At 59.1% G+C, this 19,990-nt stretch carries 16 protein-coding genes; 4 read left to right on the top strand and 12 right to left on the bottom strand.

Features of this window, described 5'->3' with window-relative positions; translation table 11 throughout:
- Positions 1-13 precede the first annotated feature (13 nt).
- The 4 genes from A8G00_RS02595 to A8G00_RS24955 form a co-directional block, all read right to left on the bottom strand.
- A complete protein-coding gene (locus A8G00_RS02595; protein WP_172451728.1) occupies positions 14-958 on the bottom strand; it encodes an ABC transporter substrate-binding protein in 945 nt (314 codons plus the stop codon).
- Positions 948-2,315, bottom strand: a complete 1,368-nt coding sequence (locus A8G00_RS02590) for a TonB-dependent receptor (RefSeq protein WP_172451727.1) — start codon at positions 2,313-2,315, stop codon at positions 948-950. The genes A8G00_RS02595 and A8G00_RS02590 overlap by 11 nt, the downstream gene beginning before the upstream one ends.
- A 347-nt stretch (positions 2,316-2,662) precedes the next feature.
- Complete coding sequence (locus tag A8G00_RS02585) at positions 2,663-2,998, bottom strand: hypothetical protein (protein ID WP_066562264.1); 336 nt, start codon at positions 2,996-2,998, stop codon at positions 2,663-2,665.
- A gap of 1,126 nt (positions 2,999-4,124) precedes the next feature.
- Complete coding sequence (locus A8G00_RS24955; protein WP_169575794.1) at positions 4,125-4,298, bottom strand: DUF6771 family protein; 174 nt, start codon at positions 4,296-4,298, stop codon at positions 4,125-4,127.
- 788 nt (positions 4,299-5,086) lie between these two features.
- On the opposite strand from A8G00_RS24955, the gene A8G00_RS02575 reads away from it, so the two are divergent.
- Positions 5,087-6,055: a cytochrome P450 gene (locus A8G00_RS02575; RefSeq protein WP_253257888.1), complete on the top strand. Its 969-nt coding sequence runs from the start codon at positions 5,087-5,089 to the stop codon at positions 6,053-6,055.
- Between the two features lie 111 nt (positions 6,056-6,166).
- Here A8G00_RS02575 and A8G00_RS02570 read toward each other — a convergent pair whose 3' ends face one another.
- On the bottom strand, positions 6,167-7,009 hold the full coding sequence (locus A8G00_RS02570; RefSeq protein ID WP_066562934.1) for an NAD(P)-dependent oxidoreductase: 843 nt from the start codon (positions 7,007-7,009) through the stop codon (positions 6,167-6,169).
- A gap of 129 nt (positions 7,010-7,138) precedes the next feature.
- The gene (locus tag A8G00_RS02565) at positions 7,139-9,598 is read right to left on the bottom strand and encodes a TonB-dependent receptor (RefSeq protein WP_102999879.1); all 2,460 of its coding nucleotides are present in this window, start codon (positions 9,596-9,598) and stop codon (positions 7,139-7,141) included.
- Positions 9,599-10,051: 453 nt separating this feature from the next.
- On the opposite strand from A8G00_RS02565, the gene A8G00_RS02560 reads away from it, so the two are divergent.
- Positions 10,052-10,936, top strand: a complete 885-nt coding sequence (locus tag A8G00_RS02560; RefSeq protein WP_102999878.1) for a helix-turn-helix domain-containing protein — start codon at positions 10,052-10,054, stop codon at positions 10,934-10,936.
- 103 nt (positions 10,937-11,039) lie between these two features.
- Here A8G00_RS02560 and A8G00_RS02555 read toward each other — a convergent pair whose 3' ends face one another.
- Positions 11,040-12,155, bottom strand: coding sequence for a cytochrome P450 (locus tag A8G00_RS02555; protein ID WP_253257887.1), 1,116 nt, complete (start codon positions 12,153-12,155; stop codon positions 11,040-11,042).
- 224 nt (positions 12,156-12,379) lie between these two features.
- Here A8G00_RS02555 and A8G00_RS02550 point away from each other — a divergent pair, with 224 nt between their 5' ends.
- Positions 12,380-12,745 (top strand): hypothetical protein, encoded by a 366-nt coding sequence (locus A8G00_RS02550; protein WP_066563889.1) that lies wholly within the window; start codon positions 12,380-12,382, stop codon positions 12,743-12,745.
- A gap of 35 nt (positions 12,746-12,780) precedes the next feature.
- Here A8G00_RS02550 and A8G00_RS02545 read toward each other — a convergent pair whose 3' ends face one another.
- The 3 genes from A8G00_RS02545 to A8G00_RS02535 all read right to left on the bottom strand — a co-directional run bounded on the left by A8G00_RS02545 (position 12,781) and on the right by A8G00_RS02535 (position 17,081).
- On the bottom strand, positions 12,781-13,581 hold the full coding sequence (locus tag A8G00_RS02545; RefSeq protein WP_102999876.1) for an SDR family NAD(P)-dependent oxidoreductase: 801 nt from the start codon (positions 13,579-13,581) through the stop codon (positions 12,781-12,783).
- 78 nt (positions 13,582-13,659) lie between these two features.
- Positions 13,660-16,053 carry a TonB-dependent receptor gene (locus A8G00_RS02540; protein ID WP_102999875.1) on the bottom strand — a complete coding sequence of 798 codons (2,394 nt, stop codon included), beginning with the start codon at positions 16,051-16,053 and terminating at the stop codon, positions 13,660-13,662.
- Between the two features lie 149 nt (positions 16,054-16,202).
- Positions 16,203-17,081: an AraC family transcriptional regulator gene (locus A8G00_RS02535; protein ID WP_102999874.1), complete on the bottom strand. Its 879-nt coding sequence runs from the start codon at positions 17,079-17,081 to the stop codon at positions 16,203-16,205.
- 244 nt (positions 17,082-17,325) lie between these two features.
- On the opposite strand from A8G00_RS02535, the gene A8G00_RS02530 reads away from it, so the two are divergent.
- Complete coding sequence (locus A8G00_RS02530; RefSeq protein WP_226869698.1) at positions 17,326-18,615, top strand: MFS transporter; 1,290 nt, start codon at positions 17,326-17,328, stop codon at positions 18,613-18,615.
- A gap of 53 nt (positions 18,616-18,668) precedes the next feature.
- On the opposite strand, the gene A8G00_RS02525 is transcribed toward A8G00_RS02530, so the two are convergent.
- A complete protein-coding gene (locus tag A8G00_RS02525; protein WP_066562944.1) occupies positions 18,669-19,064 on the bottom strand; it encodes a carboxymuconolactone decarboxylase family protein in 396 nt (131 codons plus the stop codon).
- On the bottom strand, positions 19,061-19,909 hold the full coding sequence (locus A8G00_RS02520) for an NAD(P)-dependent oxidoreductase (protein WP_102999873.1): 849 nt from the start codon (positions 19,907-19,909) through the stop codon (positions 19,061-19,063). The genes A8G00_RS02525 and A8G00_RS02520 overlap by 4 nt, the downstream gene beginning before the upstream one ends.
- Positions 19,910-19,990: the final 81 nt, after the last annotated feature.

The following is a 19,990-nucleotide window of genomic DNA, read 5'->3' as shown; positions in this document are numbered from 1 at the left end:
CGATTGGCGACGCTCATGCGGGGAACAATCCTGCGTCCACGATCGAGGCGACGTCGATATGGGCCGGCAGCTCGCCATCGGCATGGAAGCGGTCGACCACCCGTTGCAACGGCTTCACCACCGTCGCGTCGGGCGGGATCAGCAGCGGGTTCTGCCGTTCCACGATCAGGGCGGCGAGTTTGGGGTCGACCTTCGTCTGCCGGACGAAGATACGGGCATAGTCGGCGGGATGCGCCTGCGACCACAGGCTCGCCTTGCGGAGGCGGGCGAGGACGTCGCGCAGGGCTTCGCGCTTCGCCGGGTTGTCGAGCGCCGCTTGCGACGCGGCGATCAGGGTCAGGCCGCTGTTGATCCCCTCCCCGTTGCGCAGCACGCGCGCGCCGCGCTGTTCGGCCGCGAGCTGGTAGGTGCCGAAGGTCGCCCACGCCTCTATCTGCCCGGCGGCGAAGGCGGCGGCGGCGTCATTGGGCATCATGAAGCCGATGCCGACCTTTCGCCGGTCGAGCTTCGCTTCCTTGAGCGCTTCGAGCAGCAGATAATGGGATATGCTGCCCCTCGCGCTCGACACGATCACGCGCTTGCCCGCAAGGCCCGCGACGGACCGGATCCGAGAGTCGCCGGGCACGAGAATGCCGATGTCCCTGGTCGATGAAATCGAACCCGCGATGATCTTCAGCGGCACGCCGGCCGCGGCGGCCAGCACGACCGGCAGGTCGCCCGCCGGAGCGGTGTCGACCGCCCCGGCGTTAAGCGCCTCCAGCAGCGGCGCGGCGCCGACGAAATTCGCCCATTGCACGTCATAGGGCAGGTCGTTCAGGGCGCCCGCCGCCTCCGCCTTCGACTCCAGCAGATGGACCTGGTCGCCCAGCACCAGTTTCGTGCGGCCGCTTTTCCCCGCGCAGGCGGCGAGGCCGAGGGCGGCCGCCCCCGCCAGGAAGGTGCGGCGATCAGAAAGCAAGCGCGATCCGTCCATAATAATAGCCGCCTGCGGGGTTGAAGGGCGACGGGCCGTAATAGCCCTGCCCGGTCTGGGGATTGCCCGGCCCGTTGGTTTCCGGGCGGACGTCGAACAGGTTGGTGGCGCCCACCGAAAGCGTGGCGAATTCCGTCACCTTCGCGCTGACGCTGGCGTCGGTGATGACCTTCGCCCCGAAATGACGGTCGTCGCCCGCCGCCGTGCGCTGCGTATATTTGCCGTAGCGGGTGGCGGTGAGGCTGAAGCCGAAAATGCCCTTGCTCCAGTTGAGCGTGCTGACCAGTTTCGTGTGTGGCTGGAGCACTTCCAGCTCACCGATCTTGTCGCCGCCGAAGAAGACCGAACCCGCCCCCAGCAGCGAAGCGCCGGTGGGACCGAAGAGTTGCGACGGGGTGGCGACGACGTCCGTCACCTTGGTCTTCGAATAGTTGAAGGCGAAGGTCAGGCCCAGCTTGCCCAGATCGCCCAGGTTCCTCGAATAATCGGCCACCAGGTCGAAGCCCTTGGTCGTGGTGTCGGCGGCGTTGATGAAATATTCGGCCTGTTCGATGTCCGACAGGCCATTGGCGGCGAGGATGGCGGAAATGCCGGGCCCGAACAGACGACCGGTGCGTTCGATCCGGTTCTTGATGCGGATATAATAGCCGTCCAGCGTCACCGACAGGGACGGCGTGGGCGTAAAGACGAAGCCCAGCCCGGCATTCCAGGTCTTTTCCGCCTTGAGCGGCTTCGCGCCCAGCAGCTGGCCGACCGCGGAATCCGCCGTCACCAGCTTGGCGACGGTGGGCCGCAATTCGGTCTGCCCGGTCTGCGCGTTGAAGAAGGAGGAAGTGCGCCCGTCGGTCTGGGCATAGCCGATCTGCGTCAGCGACGGCGCGCGGAAGCCGGTGCCCACCGTGCCGCGAACGGCGAAGGTGGGGCTGACCTCATAACGGCTGTTGAGTTTCAGGCCGACCGGACTGCCCGAACCGTCGCTATAATGTTCGGCGCGGATCGCGGCGCCGATATACCAGGCGTCGAGCGGATAGATGCCGAGATCGACATAGCCCGCATAGACCTTGCGGCTGATGTCGGCTTCATCGGCGGGGGAGAGGACGATGCCCCCCTGCACCACCGGCGAGGCGGTGACGCCGACATTCCAGTCATATTGCTGGTCGCCGGGACGGAAGCTGTATGTGGCCGGTTCATAGGCCAGCGGATCGCCCGCGAAGGTGCGGAAACGATCGAGCCGATATTCGCCGCCGATGGAGATTTGCAGCGGTTGGGCCAGGCCGATCTCAACCTCCCGGTGAAGATCGACATTATGGGTCCATTGCCGGGATACTAAATTTCGACGCACATGGTTGAAGATTAAAGATTTGCAAAATTCCAAAATTTGCAGATCCAACAAGATTACCAACAACCTTATGGAACCTACTTCGACTTCTATAAATCCCTTGGTTCTTTGGGTCAATACCAACAAATTTTCGTTCTTGTCGAGGTGATGGACGAATCCCGAATTTAGACCTAACTTCCAAGCCGGGGGACTTGATGCCGAAGATCTAAATCTCGGAAGGCTACGCCCAACAGACCAGCTAGACCGCTTTGAATGAAACGCAGCTGGCGCAACGATACTCGCCCGTCGCGATCTCGATTGGACTTTCCCGGGCCGGGCCACATCGTCAACCCGATGGAGCGCTAAGTGCCTCATGCACTTGGTCGGCTGATGATCAGTACGCTCATCGATCCGATCTGGCGCGGAACATAGACATCGTCGACATAGACGGCCAGCACCGGTTCCTGGATAGGGTCGCTTTCGCCCACGCTGGTGAGATTGCGCTGCTCCAGCAAGTCGGGCGTGAAGGCCGAAATGGCGATAGCTGTCTTTTGCAGATCAGTCGCCCGGCGTTCAGCGGTGACGATGATTTCACCCCTGGCATGAGCATTGTCTGTGGGCTGTAGCTGGGCTTGGGAGGTTTCAAGGACCATAGGAAACAAGACACATAGGGTGCCCGCCAGAAGAAGCTGATCGGAAAATTTCATACTTTGCCCTGCCAAAGCTGCCCCGCGCAGCACAAATTATCTACTATATTAATAGACAATTTGGTCAATTGATTCGTGGCGGTTCACCCATAAGCTACGCTCAAGGTTGCGCGGGTTAGCCGATGCCTTCGCCATTCTTGGATTTAATGTAATTTTGGTCCCTAGCAAGCGACCGATGATGTTTTTCGCGTGAGCGCAAGTTTCTAGGAGTGGCGGTCAGCTTAGGCTTCCCTCGCGCGCAAGCGGAGGTCGCGCTCGTTCGTGATAAACGGTCAGTCATAGGTGGAACGCAAGACCGCAGCCGAAATCGCGAAATTCACTAAATCTTAGAGACGAATTTCCGCTACTGGCTGGGAACGCAAAGTCTTCCGCACAATCGCAGGACGGCGAGACCGTATGCCAGCGACTGGGCAGCGATGTGGCTGAAACAACAGTATTAGACTTCCTGAAACGTCTTGAGACGGAGGCAGTATTCAAAAACGCACGTACATCGCTGCATATTCAAAATAAGTTAATAACATTAAATGTCGAGACCAACAAAATATCCAAGAACTATATTGTACTCTTAACGAGCTAATGAAGCCACATGATACCGAAGTCAATATTTTCTCGCTCCACGTTTTTCACGAATGGATTTTTGATATCCACCGATACTCAAAATCCGTCTCCCAATTTCTTTGATCGATTGCAAACCTCTGGATCGCAACGGCGCCCGGTTTGGAGATTTCAAGAGATCGCCTCGCCGGCACCCGCATGATCAGATGGCGTCCCACGACCCCCAGTTCGCCGCGATCCACACGCTACAATGTATCAAACCACGAAATCTCGCCATGGCTCATCTCCACCACCGTCATAAGCGCGTCCTCACTGCCAAATCGTTGCCCTAGTGAAGAGCCCCTCCGCTTCAATAGCAATGGCATTGTGCCTAAACGAATGATCGCCCGCTCTCCATCGATCCGCAGCAGAAAGCGTCGCTGCTGAGCGCATTCGACCTGCAAAGCCACCGCCGATCTTGCTGCGACTGGGTGAAACGGGAATAAGAGCAGTGCAGCCATAACGGAGCAGAGAAATTGCCTGGAACCGACCACTACTCGCACCTTTCATGGCTTCGAAATAGCGTGTCGCCTTAATCCCCAGACGTTTCAGGGGTGCCATTCGCCAATGCATCCGTAATCATGGCTGCCAAGGTTTCTTCTGCTCGACTGCGTACGCCGACGTCCTTGGAAAGCAGGTCGCTGCGCACCCATTGTGGCGCACGCTCGACCACGCGCAATATTATCGCCTGTGTCTGATCGCCCATTTCCTACGCCTATGGCCGCATGGCGTGCTTGACGCAACAAGGCATTACTATTCAAACCAAAAGACATCCGCAAATCTGCGATCGCCTCGGCCCTTATCGCCGAAAGCTGCTGACCACAGGCTCCCACTCATTTTATCCAGCGCGCCCGCAAGGACCGCGTCTGTCGAGATATTATAGCCCATAAGAACGAATCAGTGGCCCGTGCGAGAGTTAGCTCGATGCCAAGCTGCGCCGTACAGAGGATAACATCCATGACGAGCTTTACGCTGTGACCACTCCAACCGGTAGCCAGCTTTTTTGGCGCTTTCGAGACAGCCTGTCATGCTGAAATATATTGTCGCGATTTACGGCTTATCGGGCACAATCTATGATCTGCGTGAGGCAGCAACGACGTTTCCCAGTTTGCATTGCCCACTTTGTCTCGTGAGAGATACTGAGGCAAAGGTGACATTGGAGAAAATGGTACCGTTAGCTCTATATTGAAAATAATCTGATGAAATAATATATATTCAGTTATAATCAAAGAGGTAAATTCAATGTCAAATTGCGACTATGATCTCATTCCTCCCCATGTCGCCGAAGAAGCGGCAATATCCCTTCGACTATTCGATCGTGTCACAATTTCGGAATGTCCGCAGGAAACCCTTATTCCCCAAATACATGAAACTTTAGGTCCTATTACTTGGGTAACCAATATCTTTATGGCTCATCAAGGGGGCTGGCTGCTGACCCGCATGGAGGACATACAGACAATTTTGCGGGATGGAGAGAATTTCACAAAGCGTGGGATGGGCAAGTTCGCGCAATCCATTGGCGAAGACTGGCTGGTCATCCCTACCGAGACAGACCCGCCCGCTCACGGGCAGTATCGCGAAGCGCTCAATCCCTATTTCGCGCCCCAACGCATGGCCGCGATGCGCGACAATCTGCACGAGCGTGCCATCACGCTGATCAACAGCTTCAAGGATCGCGGCCATTGCGATTTCGTGCATGAATTTTCCGAAAAATTTCCGATTTACATCGTGCTCGATTTACTCGGCTTGCCTCAAGAAAGATTGGAGGAGTTCCTTCAATGGGAGAAGGAGATTCTGCACACCAAAACGCTGGAAGCCCGTGCGAGCGGCGTGCGTAAGGTAAAGGCCTATCTTGAAGAACAAATCGCCGACCGGCGCGCTAATCCGCGCGATGATTATATCAGTCGCATTTTCGACTATGAGATAGACGGCCGGAAATGGAATGATGCCGAAATTTTCGGCCATTGTTTCAACCTTTTTATCGGTGGACTCGACACGGTTACCTCGATGCTCGGCAATATCTTCACCTTTCTTGCCCGTTATCCGGACCGGCAGGAAGAACTGCGTGAAAATCCAGGCAAGATCGTGCTCGCCGTCGAGGAGTTTTTCCGCGCCTTCGCACCGGTCAGCGTTTTCCGGATCGCGGCGCGCGAAATGGAAATCCACGGGCAAAAGATCATGCCGGGCGATTATGTGGCGGTTTCTACGCCCGTCGCGGGACGCGATCCAAACTTCTACGACAATCCCAATGAAATCCGCTTCGATCGCCGTGGTCAGCATATTTCATTGGGCTATGGCATCCACAAATGCCTGGGCATGCACCTCGCACGACTGGAGCTTCAAACCGCCCTTGAGGAATTTCTCAAGGCGATCCCACCATTCCGTATCAAGGACGGCTTCGAGGTCGGCTATTTCGTCGGAAACATTCTTCATGTCCCCGAGCTTCATCTTCAGTGGGACTGAAAGTGAGATAGCGATCATTCAAAATGAATAAAACGCTGCCGGCTTCATGGCCGGCAGCGTTTTATTCATTGAACGAAAACTCTCTAAATTCGCGGCCGATTTTGGTAAAATCTAGCTCTCGCAGATTGCAAGCAGCGTCTTCTTGAGCAGCGTCTTGGTATGGCTGGTGATCGGCGATACCGCATCGGCGCCCGCCGCCAGTTCTTCAGCCAGCGCGAGGTCCTTTTCGCCGATGCCGGCTTGGCTGGCGAAGAAGGCACGCCGGGCTGCATCCCCCGGATTATTGCGGAAGTCGACGAAACCCGCCATCGGCGGGGTGAGATTGCCGTTGCGCTTCATCACGGTGAGCAGCTTGTCCATCGGCACGCCCGACGCCTCCGCCACATTGGCAACCTCTATACCCAACATGATGCCGCACCAGGAAACGAGGTTGTTGCAGATCTTGAGGGCCATTGCCGATCCGAGCGGACCGATATGCATCGTGTTCGTCGAAAAGGCGTTGAGCACCACCTGGACGCGGGCGGCGACGGACTCCTCGCCACCAGTCATGCAGAAGACGAAGGGACCGTCCTTGCTCATTTCGGTGCGCGTAACCGGAGCATCGATGACGTCGATACCCAGGGGGGCAGCGCGCTCGGCGATATGCTGCGCGGTCTTCGGCTTGATCGTGCTGTGGATGAGCAGGATCGCTCCCCGCTTCATCGCGGGCAGCAGTGCATCGACGCATTCCAGTACCTGCGTGTCGTCCCGCACGCAGATGCCGACGGCGTCGGCATCCTCGCCGACCTCCGCCATGGAAGCGGCGAGCTTCGCGCGGCCCTCGAATTTCGCCAGTGCCTCGGGAAACACGTCGTAAACGGTAAGGTCAAGCGGCAGTTTGGCAAGTTCCCGCGCCTGATCGCCGCCCATGCTGCCCAGACCGATGAAACCAATTTTCCTGATAGTATCTGTCATGAAATATCCCTCAGGCCTTCTCCAAGTTCGCGAATGAGGTAACCACTCCGAACGACCTTCGTAAATCCCAAACGGGGGCTGCATGAATGCCAAACCATTGCGGAAGCGCCAAAGCCGGTCGCTCCGGGACTAGCTTTTCGGTCCGAAACGAAAGGTCGCGCCGATACCCCACGTAAAGGGATCGCCGATATAATCGATCGCCGTGCCCAGTGTCGGCAACTGATCGGCGAAGGCACGGGTTACATATTTCTTTCCGCCAATATTGCGGCCAAAGATCGACAGCTCAAGATTGGGATCTTCGATCTGCAAGGCGATGCGCCCACTCAAAAGCCCATATCCCGGAATGCTATTGATCCGGTTGGCAATGGCAACCGCATCACGATAGGCTTGCGGACGCCGCGGATCGGCGGTGAACAGACCGAAATTCTGTTTGCCGATATAGGCGTAGTTTGCGTAGATCGAGAGTTCGCCAAATGGGGTCGGCACCTTCTGCGTGGCCGATATGCCGAACTGCTTCTTGGGCATTTGCGGCAGAGCCTCGCCGCTGCGATCGACCGAACAGCGGACCGAACCTGCGGCGGTGCCGGCGACGCAATCCGACACGTTGGCGCCGGCGACGGGAACGAACTGCTGCTGTTCGACGAAAGTGCCGGAGACATATTTGCCGTCGAGCAGGGCGAGATTGCCGGAGAGCAGCATCCCTTCCCAGGGAACGGCGCTTATTTCAAGTTCGCCGCCATAGACACGCGCATCGCCCGAGTTGCGGAGGAATTGCGTGGTTGCACAGGCAAGCGCGCCCGGTGGGGTGATGCAGTCGGAAGCATTGCGCTGAACGTCCGACTGCCAGGAATGGAAAGCGGCGGCATTGATGCGCAACCGGTTATCCAATGTGCTGAACTTGACGCCGAGTTCAACGTCCCTGACCTTCTCCGGCTTGAACGGCGGTGTCGCGGCCGAACCATTGCGCATATTGAAGCCGCCGGCCTTGGATGCGGCGCTCGTCTTCACATAAGCAAAAAGGCTGTCGGTGATTTCCACATCGATACCCGCCGTCCAGGCGGGGTAATTATATTTGACCGAACGTGGCAGGCTGCAAGGCGCAACGAAGTCGGGATTCGAGACCAGTTCGGGCGCGCAGGTGTTGGCGGCAAGGTTCGTTCTGTTCATCAGAACAACCTCCCGCTTATCCCATGTCCAGCGGACGCCGCCGGTGAGACGGATCTTGTCGGTCAGACGGTAATAGCCCTGGCTGAACAGGCCGACCGAGACATTCTTCACTGTGCCGTAATTCAGGCCGAAACCGAAATTGGGTGCGGGGGCTGCGGGTGCAAACGACCCGAAGGTCTGCGATACGGACGATTCACGGCCGCTTTCCGTCGAATAATAGCCGCCGAGAATATAGCTGAAGCGGTCGCCCAATTCCCCGGAGAACTGAAGTTCCTGCGAATATTGATCGGACTTGTAGGCGCTTTCGGCCGCCAGAATCTGGGCAGGAGTGCCATCGAGTTCGTTCAGGCCGATCGCGTTGCTGTAACGATAGGCAGAGATCGATTTCACGGTGACGGAACCGATTTCGCCATCGATCGTGAGATTGCCGCCATAGGCTTCCAGCCTGTTATAGGCGTTTCGGCCGCCTGCGGTCAGAAAACCGTAATTGGACCCGACCGGCGGATTGGTGCTGAATGGAATGCCATAGGCATCGTACCAATGGGCTTTGCTGTGCAGATAGGGCGCGAGGGGGGTTGCGGCGTTGATGGCGCTGATCGCCGCGCTCGCGCCCGGATTGACCGCTGCAAGACCGACGAACTGGCCATGATCCTTGATGATATTATAATCGCCGCTAAGCGTGGCGGACCAGTTGTTGCCGGCGGGCGCCCAACGTAATTTGGCGCGGGCATAATGGCTGTTGCGGTCCTTAAGTTCGCTGTTCGAGGTCAAATTCCGGGCATAGCCGTCGTGATCCACGAAATCATAGACGAAGCGCGCCGCCAACTCCTCGCCCATCAATGGCACGTTGAGAACCGCGTCGACATTGCGATAATCATAGTTGCCGCCCTGAATGCGGAACTGCCCTCCGAAATCGCCCGTAGGATTGGCCGTGACGATGTTGAGCGCGCCGCCGGTGGTGTTGCGACCGAACAACGTGCCCTGGGGGCCACGCAGAACCTCGACCCGCTGCAGGTCGATGAGATCGGCCGAACCCTGCGAGGGGCGCGGAATATAAACGCCGTCGACATAGGTTGCGACGGAAGGATCGTTGGCGACGCCCGGATTCAATGCCGGCATGCCGCGGATGGAGATATAGACGAAGCCCGAACCGCCCGGGGCGCCGGTCGCGATCGACAGGCTCGGCGCGGTGCGCTGCAGGCCCGCCACATCGCCGACCTGCGCCTGTTTGATCATTTCGGTCGACAGTGCGGTGACGGCGACCGGCGTGGTCTGGATATTTTCTTCGGTCCGCCTGGCGGTGACCACAATGTCCTCGATTCCCACAGGTCCGGTCTGGTCCGCCGCCATTGCCGGCACGCTAGCCGCGAAAACCGACAAGCTCGCCAATGCGGTCGTCTGGATCCATTTACCTGAAGCCATTTCATCCCCTCCCTGAGCGTTGAATTCGGGCAGGATGCTTTTTCACCTCATGCCCATGCGACAGAGCGCTAACATCAGGAACCGGCGCGGAGAACCGGCTTGAGCGCCATGTCATGCCGGCGATCAAACTAATGTCCTCTTCGCGATGCTTTGGAGATTTTCCGACCAGTCGGCCATGAACGCAATGACGGTTTCGCGATGGGATGTCCGGTTTGCGCGATATGATTGCGAGTCGACGTGCTGCGGACAAGGCCCCATAATGTCCGCTCATGACCGGGTTCAATGACCAGCATGGAAGGCAAGCTCTGAACGCAGGCGCGACACACATGGATCGGGTGCAGTCGCCTTTGCATGCTCCGCGTTCGAACCTGCCGATTTTGTCATATCCTGCTTTGCGGCGCAAACAGGCGCGAATGGAAAGGGACGGAAGGAGCAATGGCAGGCGGGCGACCTATGATGCAGTCAACGGGCACCATCCTTCCATGCCAGCCGCTCACCGTCTCCTATTTCCATGTCGAGAACAGCATCATCGCGAACGGCATTCGTGCCGATATCCGGCATTTTGCGTGGGAATGCAGCTGTGACGCCAGGTTCGAGCCGAACAGTCACTATCTCGACTATTCGCTCGGCCCGCGCGCGCGCGGGGCGCGTCTGCTGCCCGACGGCAAGCGCCATGCGCCACCCTTTGGCGAGGTTTCCTACCTGCCAAAGGGGAGCCAGTTTGAAGCGCGCTGCGAACCCAGCGAATATCGCATATTCTGTTTGACCTTCGAAAGCCTGACAGCCGATCAGCTCTTTCAGAATGAGGTAATGCCTTCGTCATTGCCCCCCTGTTTCGACGTCAAGGCGCCGTGGGTCCGTCAGGGCCTCGCCCGCCTCGCCCAGGAAGTGCGCAATCCCGGTTTCGCGCCCGACATCATGGTCGAAACCATTGCGTTGTCGCTGGTCATCGACCTGTCTCGTCACCTTCAGATCGCTCACAAATGCGATGACACCGCCGATCCACGAATGGCGGGCTGGCGCCTGCGCCGCCTTCAGGAGCGTATCGAGGCGGGACTGGCGGGGCCATTGTCGATCGTCGATCTGGCCGAAGAATGCGGCGTCAGTTCACGGCATCTGATGCGGACCTTCAAGAACACGGTCGGGAAGACCCTGGGCAGTTACATTGCCGATGCGCGGATTGCGCAGGCCAAGCGAGAACTGGTTCAGGATGGCGCCCTTATCAAGGTCGTCGCGGGCAATTGCGGTTTCCAAAGCGTCGCGGCCTTCAGTGCCGCCTTCCGCAAGGCGACCGGCCTCAGCCCCCGGGGTTTCCGGCACGAGATGCTGCGCGGTTGACGCTGGAGCGGTTATCCGATGCAATCAGATAACCGCTCCAGAACCAATTTGACCGGTCAGACCTCATGCGCCCACAGATCACAGTCCCGGGCCATGGGAATATTCAGTCCCATTGCAGGTGGAGATCCGGCACATGCAGAATATTGCCCACGAAATACGGCACTTTGAAGCCGTCCTTGATCCGAAATTCCGGCAAAGTCGTGACGAATTCCTCGACCGCGATTTGCAGTTCCAGCCGCGCGAGATGCATCCCCAGACATTTGTGAATACCGCTGCCCAGCGACATATGCGGCGCCTTACGGTCGAAGCGAATGGCCTGAGGATCATCGTAGAAGGCCGGATCGCGACCAACCACGGGTGAGCTGAAGGCCACATAATCCCCAGGCATAATCTTCTGCCCCTGAATTTCGATGACCTTCGTCGCGATGCGGAAGGCCGTGACCGGCGCGAAGGCGCGGAGGAATTCTTCGACCGCGAGGACGATCAGCGACGGATCAGCGCGCAGTTCGTTCTGCTTATCCGGGTGAGACGCCAGATAGTTGAAGATATTGCCGAGCAGCGACGTAACCGTGTCCAGTCCACCGATATACAGGTTGAAACAGTGCCCCAGAACCTCGTCATCATTCCACAGGCGGTCATCCACCTCAAAGGTCAGGACCTTGCTGATATAGTCATCGCGCGGCTGCTGGCGGCGGGCCTCAATCTCCTCCAGCAGATAGTCTTTCACACAGCGCACGGCGTTGCCGCGGACTTCCCAGTCATTGGAGTGGAGCATTTCCTTTTCCCATTTGAGGAATTGCGCCATTCTTTCCTGTGGTAGCCCAAGCAGATCGAGGACGATGAAGATAGGGAATTTCTCCGAAAATTCCTCGATGAAATCGCACTGAGCCCGATCCTTGAAGGCATGGATCAAGGTCCGCGCACGCTCGCGCACCTGTTCCTTCATCGCGAACATCTTCTGCGGCGCGAAATGACTGTTCAGCGCCTTGCGGTAACCGGTGTGAATGGGCGGGTCGGCTTCGGTCGGAATGACCAGCCAGTTCTCGCCGATATTCTGCGCCCATTTGCCCATGCCGTTCTTGGTGAAATTGTCGGCGTCGCGCAGCATCGCCTGCACATCCTCGGCATTTTTGAGCAGCCAGCCGGGTTGGTCACCGGGAAAGATGTTGGTGACATAGGTGACCGGCGGCAGGTCCGCATGCATGGCCGGGATCAGCACCTCCTGCGGATTGTCGTAGATCACCTGCCGGGAAAAGAGCGGCAGCGCCATCGCCAGTTCGGGTGGCACATGATCCGGAAGGGGCTGTTGCGCAGGTTTGGTCATCATATTCTCCGAAGCAAAAAGAGATAATTTCCACCCTTGCCAAAGACAGGTGCGGTCCTGGTCATCCGATCGAGACTGGCGGCCATGCGGATGATCCGCAATGACAGGAGGCGATGCGCATGAGCGAGGTAGAAGTGCCGGATCTGGAACAGGCGATCCGCGACAATTACCGGCTGTGGAACGAGGGAAAGCGTGACGAACTCGACCGGCTTTTCCGGGCGCTGGGCCCCCAAGGCTTTACGATCGAATATGTCGGATCGCCTGCCGTCGACGGTAGCACCGCTATGGCGGAGATGTGGGCGGAATATGGCGGAAAATGCACGACCGAGCCGCTGGAGGTGATTGTCAACGGATCGGAGGGCGCGGCCTATGTAGCCAATCGCCTGCAAACCAAGGATGGCATTGTGACGCTGCCGAGCCTCGAAACCTACAAGGTCGCCGATGGCCGGCTGACGATCCGCTATTTTCATCGGACCGCTCATTAACCCCCTGAGAACCGAAGTGCAGGCGTTGGACACAGCTAGTCCTTCGCCTGCATGAAGGCCAGCAAATCGGCATAATGGGGCTGGTGGACAAGGCCGCCGCCAGAAATGGATATATTCTCACCCGTGATGTAGCGCGCCTCGTCCGAAGCAAGAAAGGCGACCAACGCGGCGATATCATCGGGCGTACCGAATTCGGGCGTCAATATATGCCGCTGAATAATCTCCTTCAGGCCCGGCACGGTTTTTTCGAGGGCTTCAGTCAGCACCACGCCCGGCGCGATGCTGTTGCAGCGGATATTCTGCCGCCCATGCTGGGTCGCCACATATTTGGTGAGGCCGATGATCGCCGCCTTGGACGAACCATAGGCAATGCGCGCAAGATCCCCGGCGGTGCCCGAATTGGACGCAGTATTGATGATCGAACCGCCACCACCGGCGACCATATGCGGGATCGCATATTTGCATCCCAGCAAATAGCCGGTGAGATTGACGTCGAGAATCTCGCGCCAGATCCCGATCGGAATGTCGACGGCGGTGGTGTCCTGCGGACTTTTGTCCGGATCGGTCATCGCCGCATTATTATGTAATATGTCGAGCCTCCCGAAATGGTCGACGGTGCGATCAACCATCGCCTTTACCGACTGCGGATCGGCGGCATCAAACTGAACCGCCAGCGCCTTGTCCCCCAACGGGGCGGTCGCACGGACGGCCGCCTCCTCGAACAGATCGGCGATCACGACGCGAGCCCCCTCCGCAACGAGGCGCCGCGCGACGGCGGCACCGATACCACCGCCGCCGCCGGTGACGATCGCCACCCTGTCTACCAACCTCATCATCTTTCAAGTTCCCCGGTCATGGGCTGGCGGGAAAAAGCCGTACTGGCCATAGCTTCTCCCGCCATCCGCTTTATCCGATCAGAATTTAAACGTCGTTTCCACGCCATAGGTGGCTGGCTGACCAACATAGGCGGCTGTGATGCCCAATGTCCGATAGAGATCGGGGAAACGCCGCAGCAGATACTTCTTGTTCGTGATGTTGCGACCATAGACGGCGATTTCGACATTGGGATTTTCAAGTTGGAAGGCGATACGTCCGTTGAAAATGCCATAGCCGGGCACACGACCAAAGCGGTTTTCCGTGTCATAGGCGGCCTTTGTCGCAGCCGACGCCTGATCCGCCGCCCTGACGGCATCGAAATGCTGAGCGCCGACATAGGAATAGGCGCCGGTGACAGCAAGCGTGCCCGCTCCCAATGGAATTTTCTGCGTGGCGCTGATATTGAGCTGCTTCTTGGGCAATTGCAGCAGCGGCAAACCACTCAGGTCGACGACGCAGCCATTGACGACCCCAGCGCCGTTCGTGCAGCCGCTGCCAGCCACCACCTGAATTTCGCTGAAGCTACCCTTCACATATTTACCGTTTTGCAGCGAACCGTTGACGCTGAGCGTCATGCCTTCCCACGGCACAGCCGTGATTTCATTTTCCATGCCCCAGATACGGACCTTGCCGTTATTCTGAATATATTGGGTGACGCCGATGCCGGTGACGAAGCTGTTGACGATCGCCTGATTGTCATCCTTCCACGTGTGGAAGACCGCGGTGTTGAAACGCAGCCGGCGGTCGAAGAGATCGACCTTGAGGCCGGCTTCGACGTCTTTCACCTTTTCGGGGGCGAAGGCGGGCAGCCCCCCTGCCCGCAGGTTCCAGCCACCGGCCTTGGCCGCGCCACGGGTCGCGAGATAGAGGAAGAGATTGTCGCTGGCCTGCCAGTCGAGACCCAGATTCCAGGCCGGATAATTGAACTTGGCATTCTGCGCCTGATTACAGGTGGTGGCCGTAACCGGTTCCGTCGGGGTCACCGTACAGTTGATGCCGGTCGGCGTCCCCGCCACGGCGACATTATAGGGTCGGCCATATATCTGCGCATTATGCAGCAGGCTGTCGCGGGTGTCCCAGGTATAGCGGAAACCGCCCACCGCGCGCAGCTTCGGCGTCAATTCATAATAGGCCTGGGCAAACAGGCCGAAGGTCTTGTTGGTGACATCGGCGTTCGAATCACGGATGAGTCCGCCGAAAATCTGCGACCGACTGAATTCGTAGCCGCTCTCCTTGCCCGCATAGGCGCCCGTGATGAAGCTCAGGCTGTCGGTGATATTGCCGGAAAGCTGAAATTCCTGAGAAATATAATAGGAACCAGACCCCGCGAACGTCGCCAGCAACGGGACAGCAGTGCCATCCGTGTCGTTCTGACCATAGTTCATCGAGTGGCGATAGCCGGTGATGGACTTGAAGTTCAGGCCGCCCAATTCAACATTCAGGGTGCCGGAAAAACCGTATACTTCGAGCGTATTAAATGGCCGCACGCCATAGAGTGCCTGCGCCTCTGGAGTCAGCGTACCGATGGTGGCCGGGATCGACGTGCCGGTCGTTGTATTGCCCCACCAGTTTTCCTTGGTCAGCAGGCCCGCGGTGAGCCCCGGCTGGAAGGCCGCAGGAACGATCGCCGGATTGAAGGCCCAGAGCGCGATCTGCTGACCATGGTTGGACTGGCGGTTCCAGTCGCCCGACAGGGTCAGATCCCAGCCATTGCCCTCATATTTGAGCTTGCCGCGAACGAACTTGCTGTTGTTGTCGGAAAAGTCGCGCTTGGTGAGAAGATTGTCGCCATAGCCGTCCCGGTCGTTGATCGCCCCGCTCAGACGAATCGCCAGGCCTTCCGCAAGCGGCACATTGATATTGGCCTGCGCGCCCAGCGTACTGTAATTGCCAAATTCTGCCTTGAATGCACCGCTGAGCTGGTCGTTCGGATCGTTGGTAACGATGTTGATGGCACCACCAGTCGTGTTGCGGCCGAACAAGGTACCCTGCGGTCCGCGCAGCACTTCCAGCCGCTTGACGTCCTGAATGTCGGTCATGCCCGTCGATGGACGGGGAATGTAGATACCGTCAATGTACGTGGCGACGGCAGGATCGTTGGCGAGGATCGGCTGGAGATTGCCCTGACCGCGAATGGCGACGAAGACGATACCGTCGCCGCCTGCCGAACCACGGCCGATGACAAGGCCCGGAGCGGTGCGCTGAAGATCGACGACGTTTTCGACCTTGGCGGTCGTCAGCGCTTCGGGCGTAAGCGCGGTGACAGCGATAGGCGTGGTCTGAAGACTTTCCTCGGTACGGCGCGCGGTGACCACGATATCCTGAATGCCTTCGCTGGCACCCGATTGCGGCTGCTGCGCATAGGCAGGCTGTCCCATTGCGGCAATCAGCGCGCCTGTGGCGATCGCACCTAAAGCAGCGGCCTTGCTCATTTTTTCCCTCCCCATCATTTTATCCGACTTCGATTTGTAAACGCAGAGTGCGTCTAGCTTGGAGATAATGCGCTCCATAGTGGTAGGCTCCTGTTTGACTGTGCGGCGACAGAATTTGGCCGCCGATCGATAGTTTCCTGTTTGCCGGGTCAATGGACCTGCGGCGGCTGGCAGCGGAAATCCTTAGGCGTCTGGCCCGTCGCGGCGCGAAAGGCAGCAGAAAAGGCCGAGGTGCTGCTAAAGCCGCAGCGCCAGCTGATTTCCTTGATCCGCGCGCCGTCGTTCCGCAGCAGTTCCTTGGCCAAAGCGATGCGGCTGCGCGCGACAAATTCACCCAGACTGACGCCGGTTCCGTCCCTGAACACGCGGGCGACATGGCGCACGCTCATGTTGCAGTCGCGCGCAATATCCGCGATGCCAAGGGGGCCGGACAGATTGTCCATCACATAGTCGATGATATTGCGTACCTGCCGCGCACCGCGTGATGTCGTGCTGCCCAATTCCCGTGGACACATGTGCCGGACGAGTTCGACTGCCAGCCCCATGAGCATCGATTCGACAAGAGTCTGGCTCGCGAAGCCGGGCGCCCGCAATTCCGCCGCCAGTCCGGCAAAAAGGCGGCGCATGGAAACATTCTGGACATCAGCGCAGGGGTCCACCCGCTTTAGCGGCTGCTCGCCGTCGAACAGTTCTTCCAGAAATTCGTCCCCCAGCGCGACACACACCAGATGCCGTTCCTGAAGCGCGGGTTCGCCGACATATTGGCGATGCGGCGGCATGTAGAGGATGTCACCCGAAGCGACACGCCGATCGGGTCGGCCCATGCTGACCATGCTGCGTCGCGGTTGACCGTCGAGCGAATAATCCAGATAATGTTTCTCAGGGCTGAAGACGCCACTGCTGGGCAAAACCCAATCGAAATGACGCAAATCCACACGAGCATCGCGAACGGTCGCCACCGCTTCGATGTAGAAATTCTTGACCCCGAACCTGTCCTGGCCGGTCCAATCGCTCTCCGGACGAAACATCGCCACCTCTGCCTGTTTCTCTTCTCTCTGTGCATCAGATAGGCGCAGCACCCACTTTTACTTCTATCTTCGGATAGGTGGTCAAGACACCCAAGGGCGGCACATCCATAAACCATACTCGACACAATCTGGCCGAGGGCGGCATGGGGAACATATGCTATGCGTTTCTCACGCACCTCAGCCTGATATCCAAAAACAGGAGGCGCTCAATGTCCATCGCACCGCTCTTGCAGCAGCGGGCGCCATGAGAGCGCTGCCGGAAAAACCCGCCGCCGTCAGCCATTATCCCTGGTATGTGCTGGGCATATTGACGCTGGCGCAGACCTGCCATGGCATCGATCGTGCCATCATCGGGCTGGTGCTGGCGCCGGTCGGGCATGAATTTGCCCTGTCGGATGGACAACTCGGGATATTGGCGGGCTTTGCCTATGGCATATTTTTCGCGCTCGCCGCCCTGCCCTTCGGCGTAGCGGTCGACAACTGGAACCGTCGCAACCTGATGGCTGCGGCACTCACGCTGTGGAGCGGCGCGACCGCTTTGTGCAGCCTGGCGACCGGATTCTGGACATTGCTTGTAGGCCGTGCCGCGGTAGGGACGGCCGAAGCGGGCGGTTCACCGACCGGCATGTCATTGCTGAGCGACTATTTCGGGGAGGACCGACGCGCAACCGCTATCGGCATCTGGTATCTGAGTTCGGGTATCGGCCTTGCCATCGCCTTCATTGTGGGCGGTGCGATCGTGCAGAACGCCGGATGGCGCTGGGCATTTGTGGCCGCCGGCGTACCGGGACTGGTGCTGGCGCCCCTGCTGCTGCTCACCGTCCGGGAACCTTTGCGCGGCGCGCATGACGGGCCGGCCCCGCTGCAAGGAGAGACGCTGAGGCTGGTGCAGCGTATCCGCCTGCTCGCGGCGCGACCGGGACTGCTTTACTGCATCTTCGCCATCGTCCTGATCGCGGCGGGGATTTACGGCATGAGCACATGGCTCACCACTTTCCTGATCCGGGTCCACGGCATGCCCATTGCGCGGGCGGGTTTCCTCATCGCCATTGCCTATGGCGGCCTCGGCTCCCTGGGCGGATTCCTCGCGGGCTGGGTAATCGACCTCATCAACCGGCGCCGTGGCGGCTTCGATCCGGCGCGCACATCCCTGTTTGGCGCGGTGATCCCCTTGCTGACGGCAGTGACCGGCGTCGGCACCGTGCTGTTCCGGGACCTTGATCTGATGCTGGCGCTGCTGATGGCCTGCGGTTTCCTCAGCGCTTCCTATAACGGCCCGATCTACGCCGTCATCGTGACCATCGCCGGGCCGCGCCTGCGGGGCCTTGCGGTATCTCTGGTGCAATTGGGGGCAAACCTGATCGGCGTGGGCGCCGGCACTTATCTGATCGGCGCCGTCAGTGACTTTGTCGGGGGGACGGCGGGTGTCGCCTGGGGGATCGGCACCGCCATGCTGTTCACCTTTGCCGGGGGATTATTGCTGCTGCTGGCGTCCCGCGCGATCCGCCGTGCCCACAATAGCGGCGAAGCATAAGAAAAGGGCGGCCTGGTTCTTCGACCAGACCGCCCTTTGTCATGCACGCCCTGTCATTTGGATGCGGCGTCGCGCTCCTTGCGCCGCGCCTTGGCGGCTTCGATCCCCCGGAACACGGTGGTCGTGTTGCCCGCCCCAGCATAGAACAGTATGAAGAGCGGCAGGAAGTCCAACTCCTCATCGGTGAATTCGTTATTGATGAGGGCGCCGTTCATCTGGATCTCGACCAGATCGGCGCGTCCCAGCATGGCGGTCGCGCCCAGCACCAGCAGGCGCTTCTCCCGCATCGAGAAGATATCGCTCGCCCACAGATTGGCGAACTGGTTGCCGACGATTTCCTGATTGAAGGAAGAGTCGCGATACGGACGGGTCATGTCCGACGATCCCGGTCCGTAGACCTTGTCGAACACTTCAAGTCCCTTCTGCCACTGCGCTTCGTCGATGCTCATGCCTTTTCTCCCATTACATTTTCAAGGCCGACGACCGCCTGATCGGTCCGGCGTGTCAGTTCGACCAAGGGCAACGCGATGCCATAGCTGCGCGCCAGATCGATGGCCGCATCCAGATCCTTGACCATCAGCCCGCGCGTATATTCGCGCACCGCCGCTTCCTGCTCGCTGGACGACGGATCGTCACGTACCGCCAGCATCAACGGTCCGCCCACGCTGTCGGAGCTGGCGTCGATCACTTGCGCAAGTTGGCGGACATCCACCCCGGCATTGCGACACAATACGGAGGCCTCATAGCCGGCGCGCAGGCAGCCAAAGACGATGACGTTGCGCGCGATCTTCGCCGCCATGCCCGCGCCGGGGCCGCCCATATGCGCCACCAGCTTGGCAAAGCCGTCCAGCACCGGGCGCACATTCGCAATGGTCTCATCCGTGCCGCCGACCAGGCAGACGAGGCCGTGTTCGCGGGATTTGGGGCCACCGGTCACGCCGCAATCGACCAGTTCCACGCCCGCCGCGTCGGTCAGGGCGCGAACGGCGTTCAGATCCTCGATCGAGACGGTCGCCACCAACACCACGACCATGCCCGGCCGCGCGCGCGACAAAACGCCGTCGGGGCCTGACAGTACGTCAATCGTCTGCTTTGCGTTGACGACGGCGATGATGACGACGTCGGCCTGCGCGGCCAGTTCCGCCGGACTGGCGACGACGGGCGGCACCCCTTCCAACGTGTCGGCAGCATCGGCACGAATGTCATAGACCGCCGCCAATTGATTTGTCCGCGCAAGGCATATGGCGACGCCCGCGCCGATCTGCCCCAAGCCGATAACTCCTGCTCTTCCCATCCTCATTATCCTTTCCGCCGCCTGTACGCGGTCCTGTAATCGACAGGCCGGGAGGGTGGCATAGCCAAGACCGACGCGTCA

Source organism: Sphingobium sp. SA916 (assembly GCF_002894065.1).
GTDB classification, from domain to species: Bacteria; Pseudomonadota; Alphaproteobacteria; order Sphingomonadales; family Sphingomonadaceae; genus Sphingobium; species Sphingobium fuliginis.
Note: the sequence above shows the minus strand (reverse complement) of the source record. Positions and strands in the feature narration are given on the sequence as shown.

Excerpts from the sequence above, each read along its gene's own strand:
- A8G00_RS02585 (WP_066562264.1), bottom strand. The coding sequence starts at position 2,998 with ATGAAATTTTCCGATCAGCTTCTTCTGGCGGGCACCCTATGTGTCTTG.
- A8G00_RS24955 (WP_169575794.1), bottom strand. The coding sequence starts at position 4,298 with ATGGGCGATCAGACACAGGCGATAATATTGCGCGTGGTCGAGCGTGCG.
- A8G00_RS02575 (WP_253257888.1), top strand. The coding sequence starts at position 5,087 with ATGGGCAAGTTCGCGCAATCCATTGGCGAAGACTGGCTGGTCATCCCT.
- A8G00_RS02570 (WP_066562934.1), bottom strand. The coding sequence starts at position 7,009 with ATGACAGATACTATCAGGAAAATTGGTTTCATCGGTCTGGGCAGCATG.
- A8G00_RS02565 (WP_102999879.1), bottom strand. The coding sequence starts at position 9,598 with ATGGCTTCAGGTAAATGGATCCAGACGACCGCATTGGCGAGCTTGTCG.
- A8G00_RS02560 (WP_102999878.1), top strand. The coding sequence starts at position 10,052 with ATGATGCAGTCAACGGGCACCATCCTTCCATGCCAGCCGCTCACCGTC.
- A8G00_RS02550 (WP_066563889.1), top strand. The coding sequence starts at position 12,380 with ATGAGCGAGGTAGAAGTGCCGGATCTGGAACAGGCGATCCGCGACAAT.
- A8G00_RS02545 (WP_102999876.1), bottom strand. The coding sequence starts at position 13,581 with ATGATGAGGTTGGTAGACAGGGTGGCGATCGTCACCGGCGGCGGCGGT.
- A8G00_RS02540 (WP_102999875.1), bottom strand. The coding sequence starts at position 16,053 with ATGAGCAAGGCCGCTGCTTTAGGTGCGATCGCCACAGGCGCGCTGATT.
- A8G00_RS02535 (WP_102999874.1), bottom strand. The coding sequence starts at position 17,081 with ATGTTTCGTCCGGAGAGCGATTGGACCGGCCAGGACAGGTTCGGGGTC.
- A8G00_RS02530 (WP_226869698.1), top strand. The coding sequence starts at position 17,326 with ATGAGAGCGCTGCCGGAAAAACCCGCCGCCGTCAGCCATTATCCCTGG.
- A8G00_RS02525 (WP_066562944.1), bottom strand. The coding sequence starts at position 19,064 with ATGAGCATCGACGAAGCGCAGTGGCAGAAGGGACTTGAAGTGTTCGAC.
- A8G00_RS02520 (WP_102999873.1), bottom strand. The coding sequence starts at position 19,909 with ATGGGAAGAGCAGGAGTTATCGGCTTGGGGCAGATCGGCGCGGGCGTC.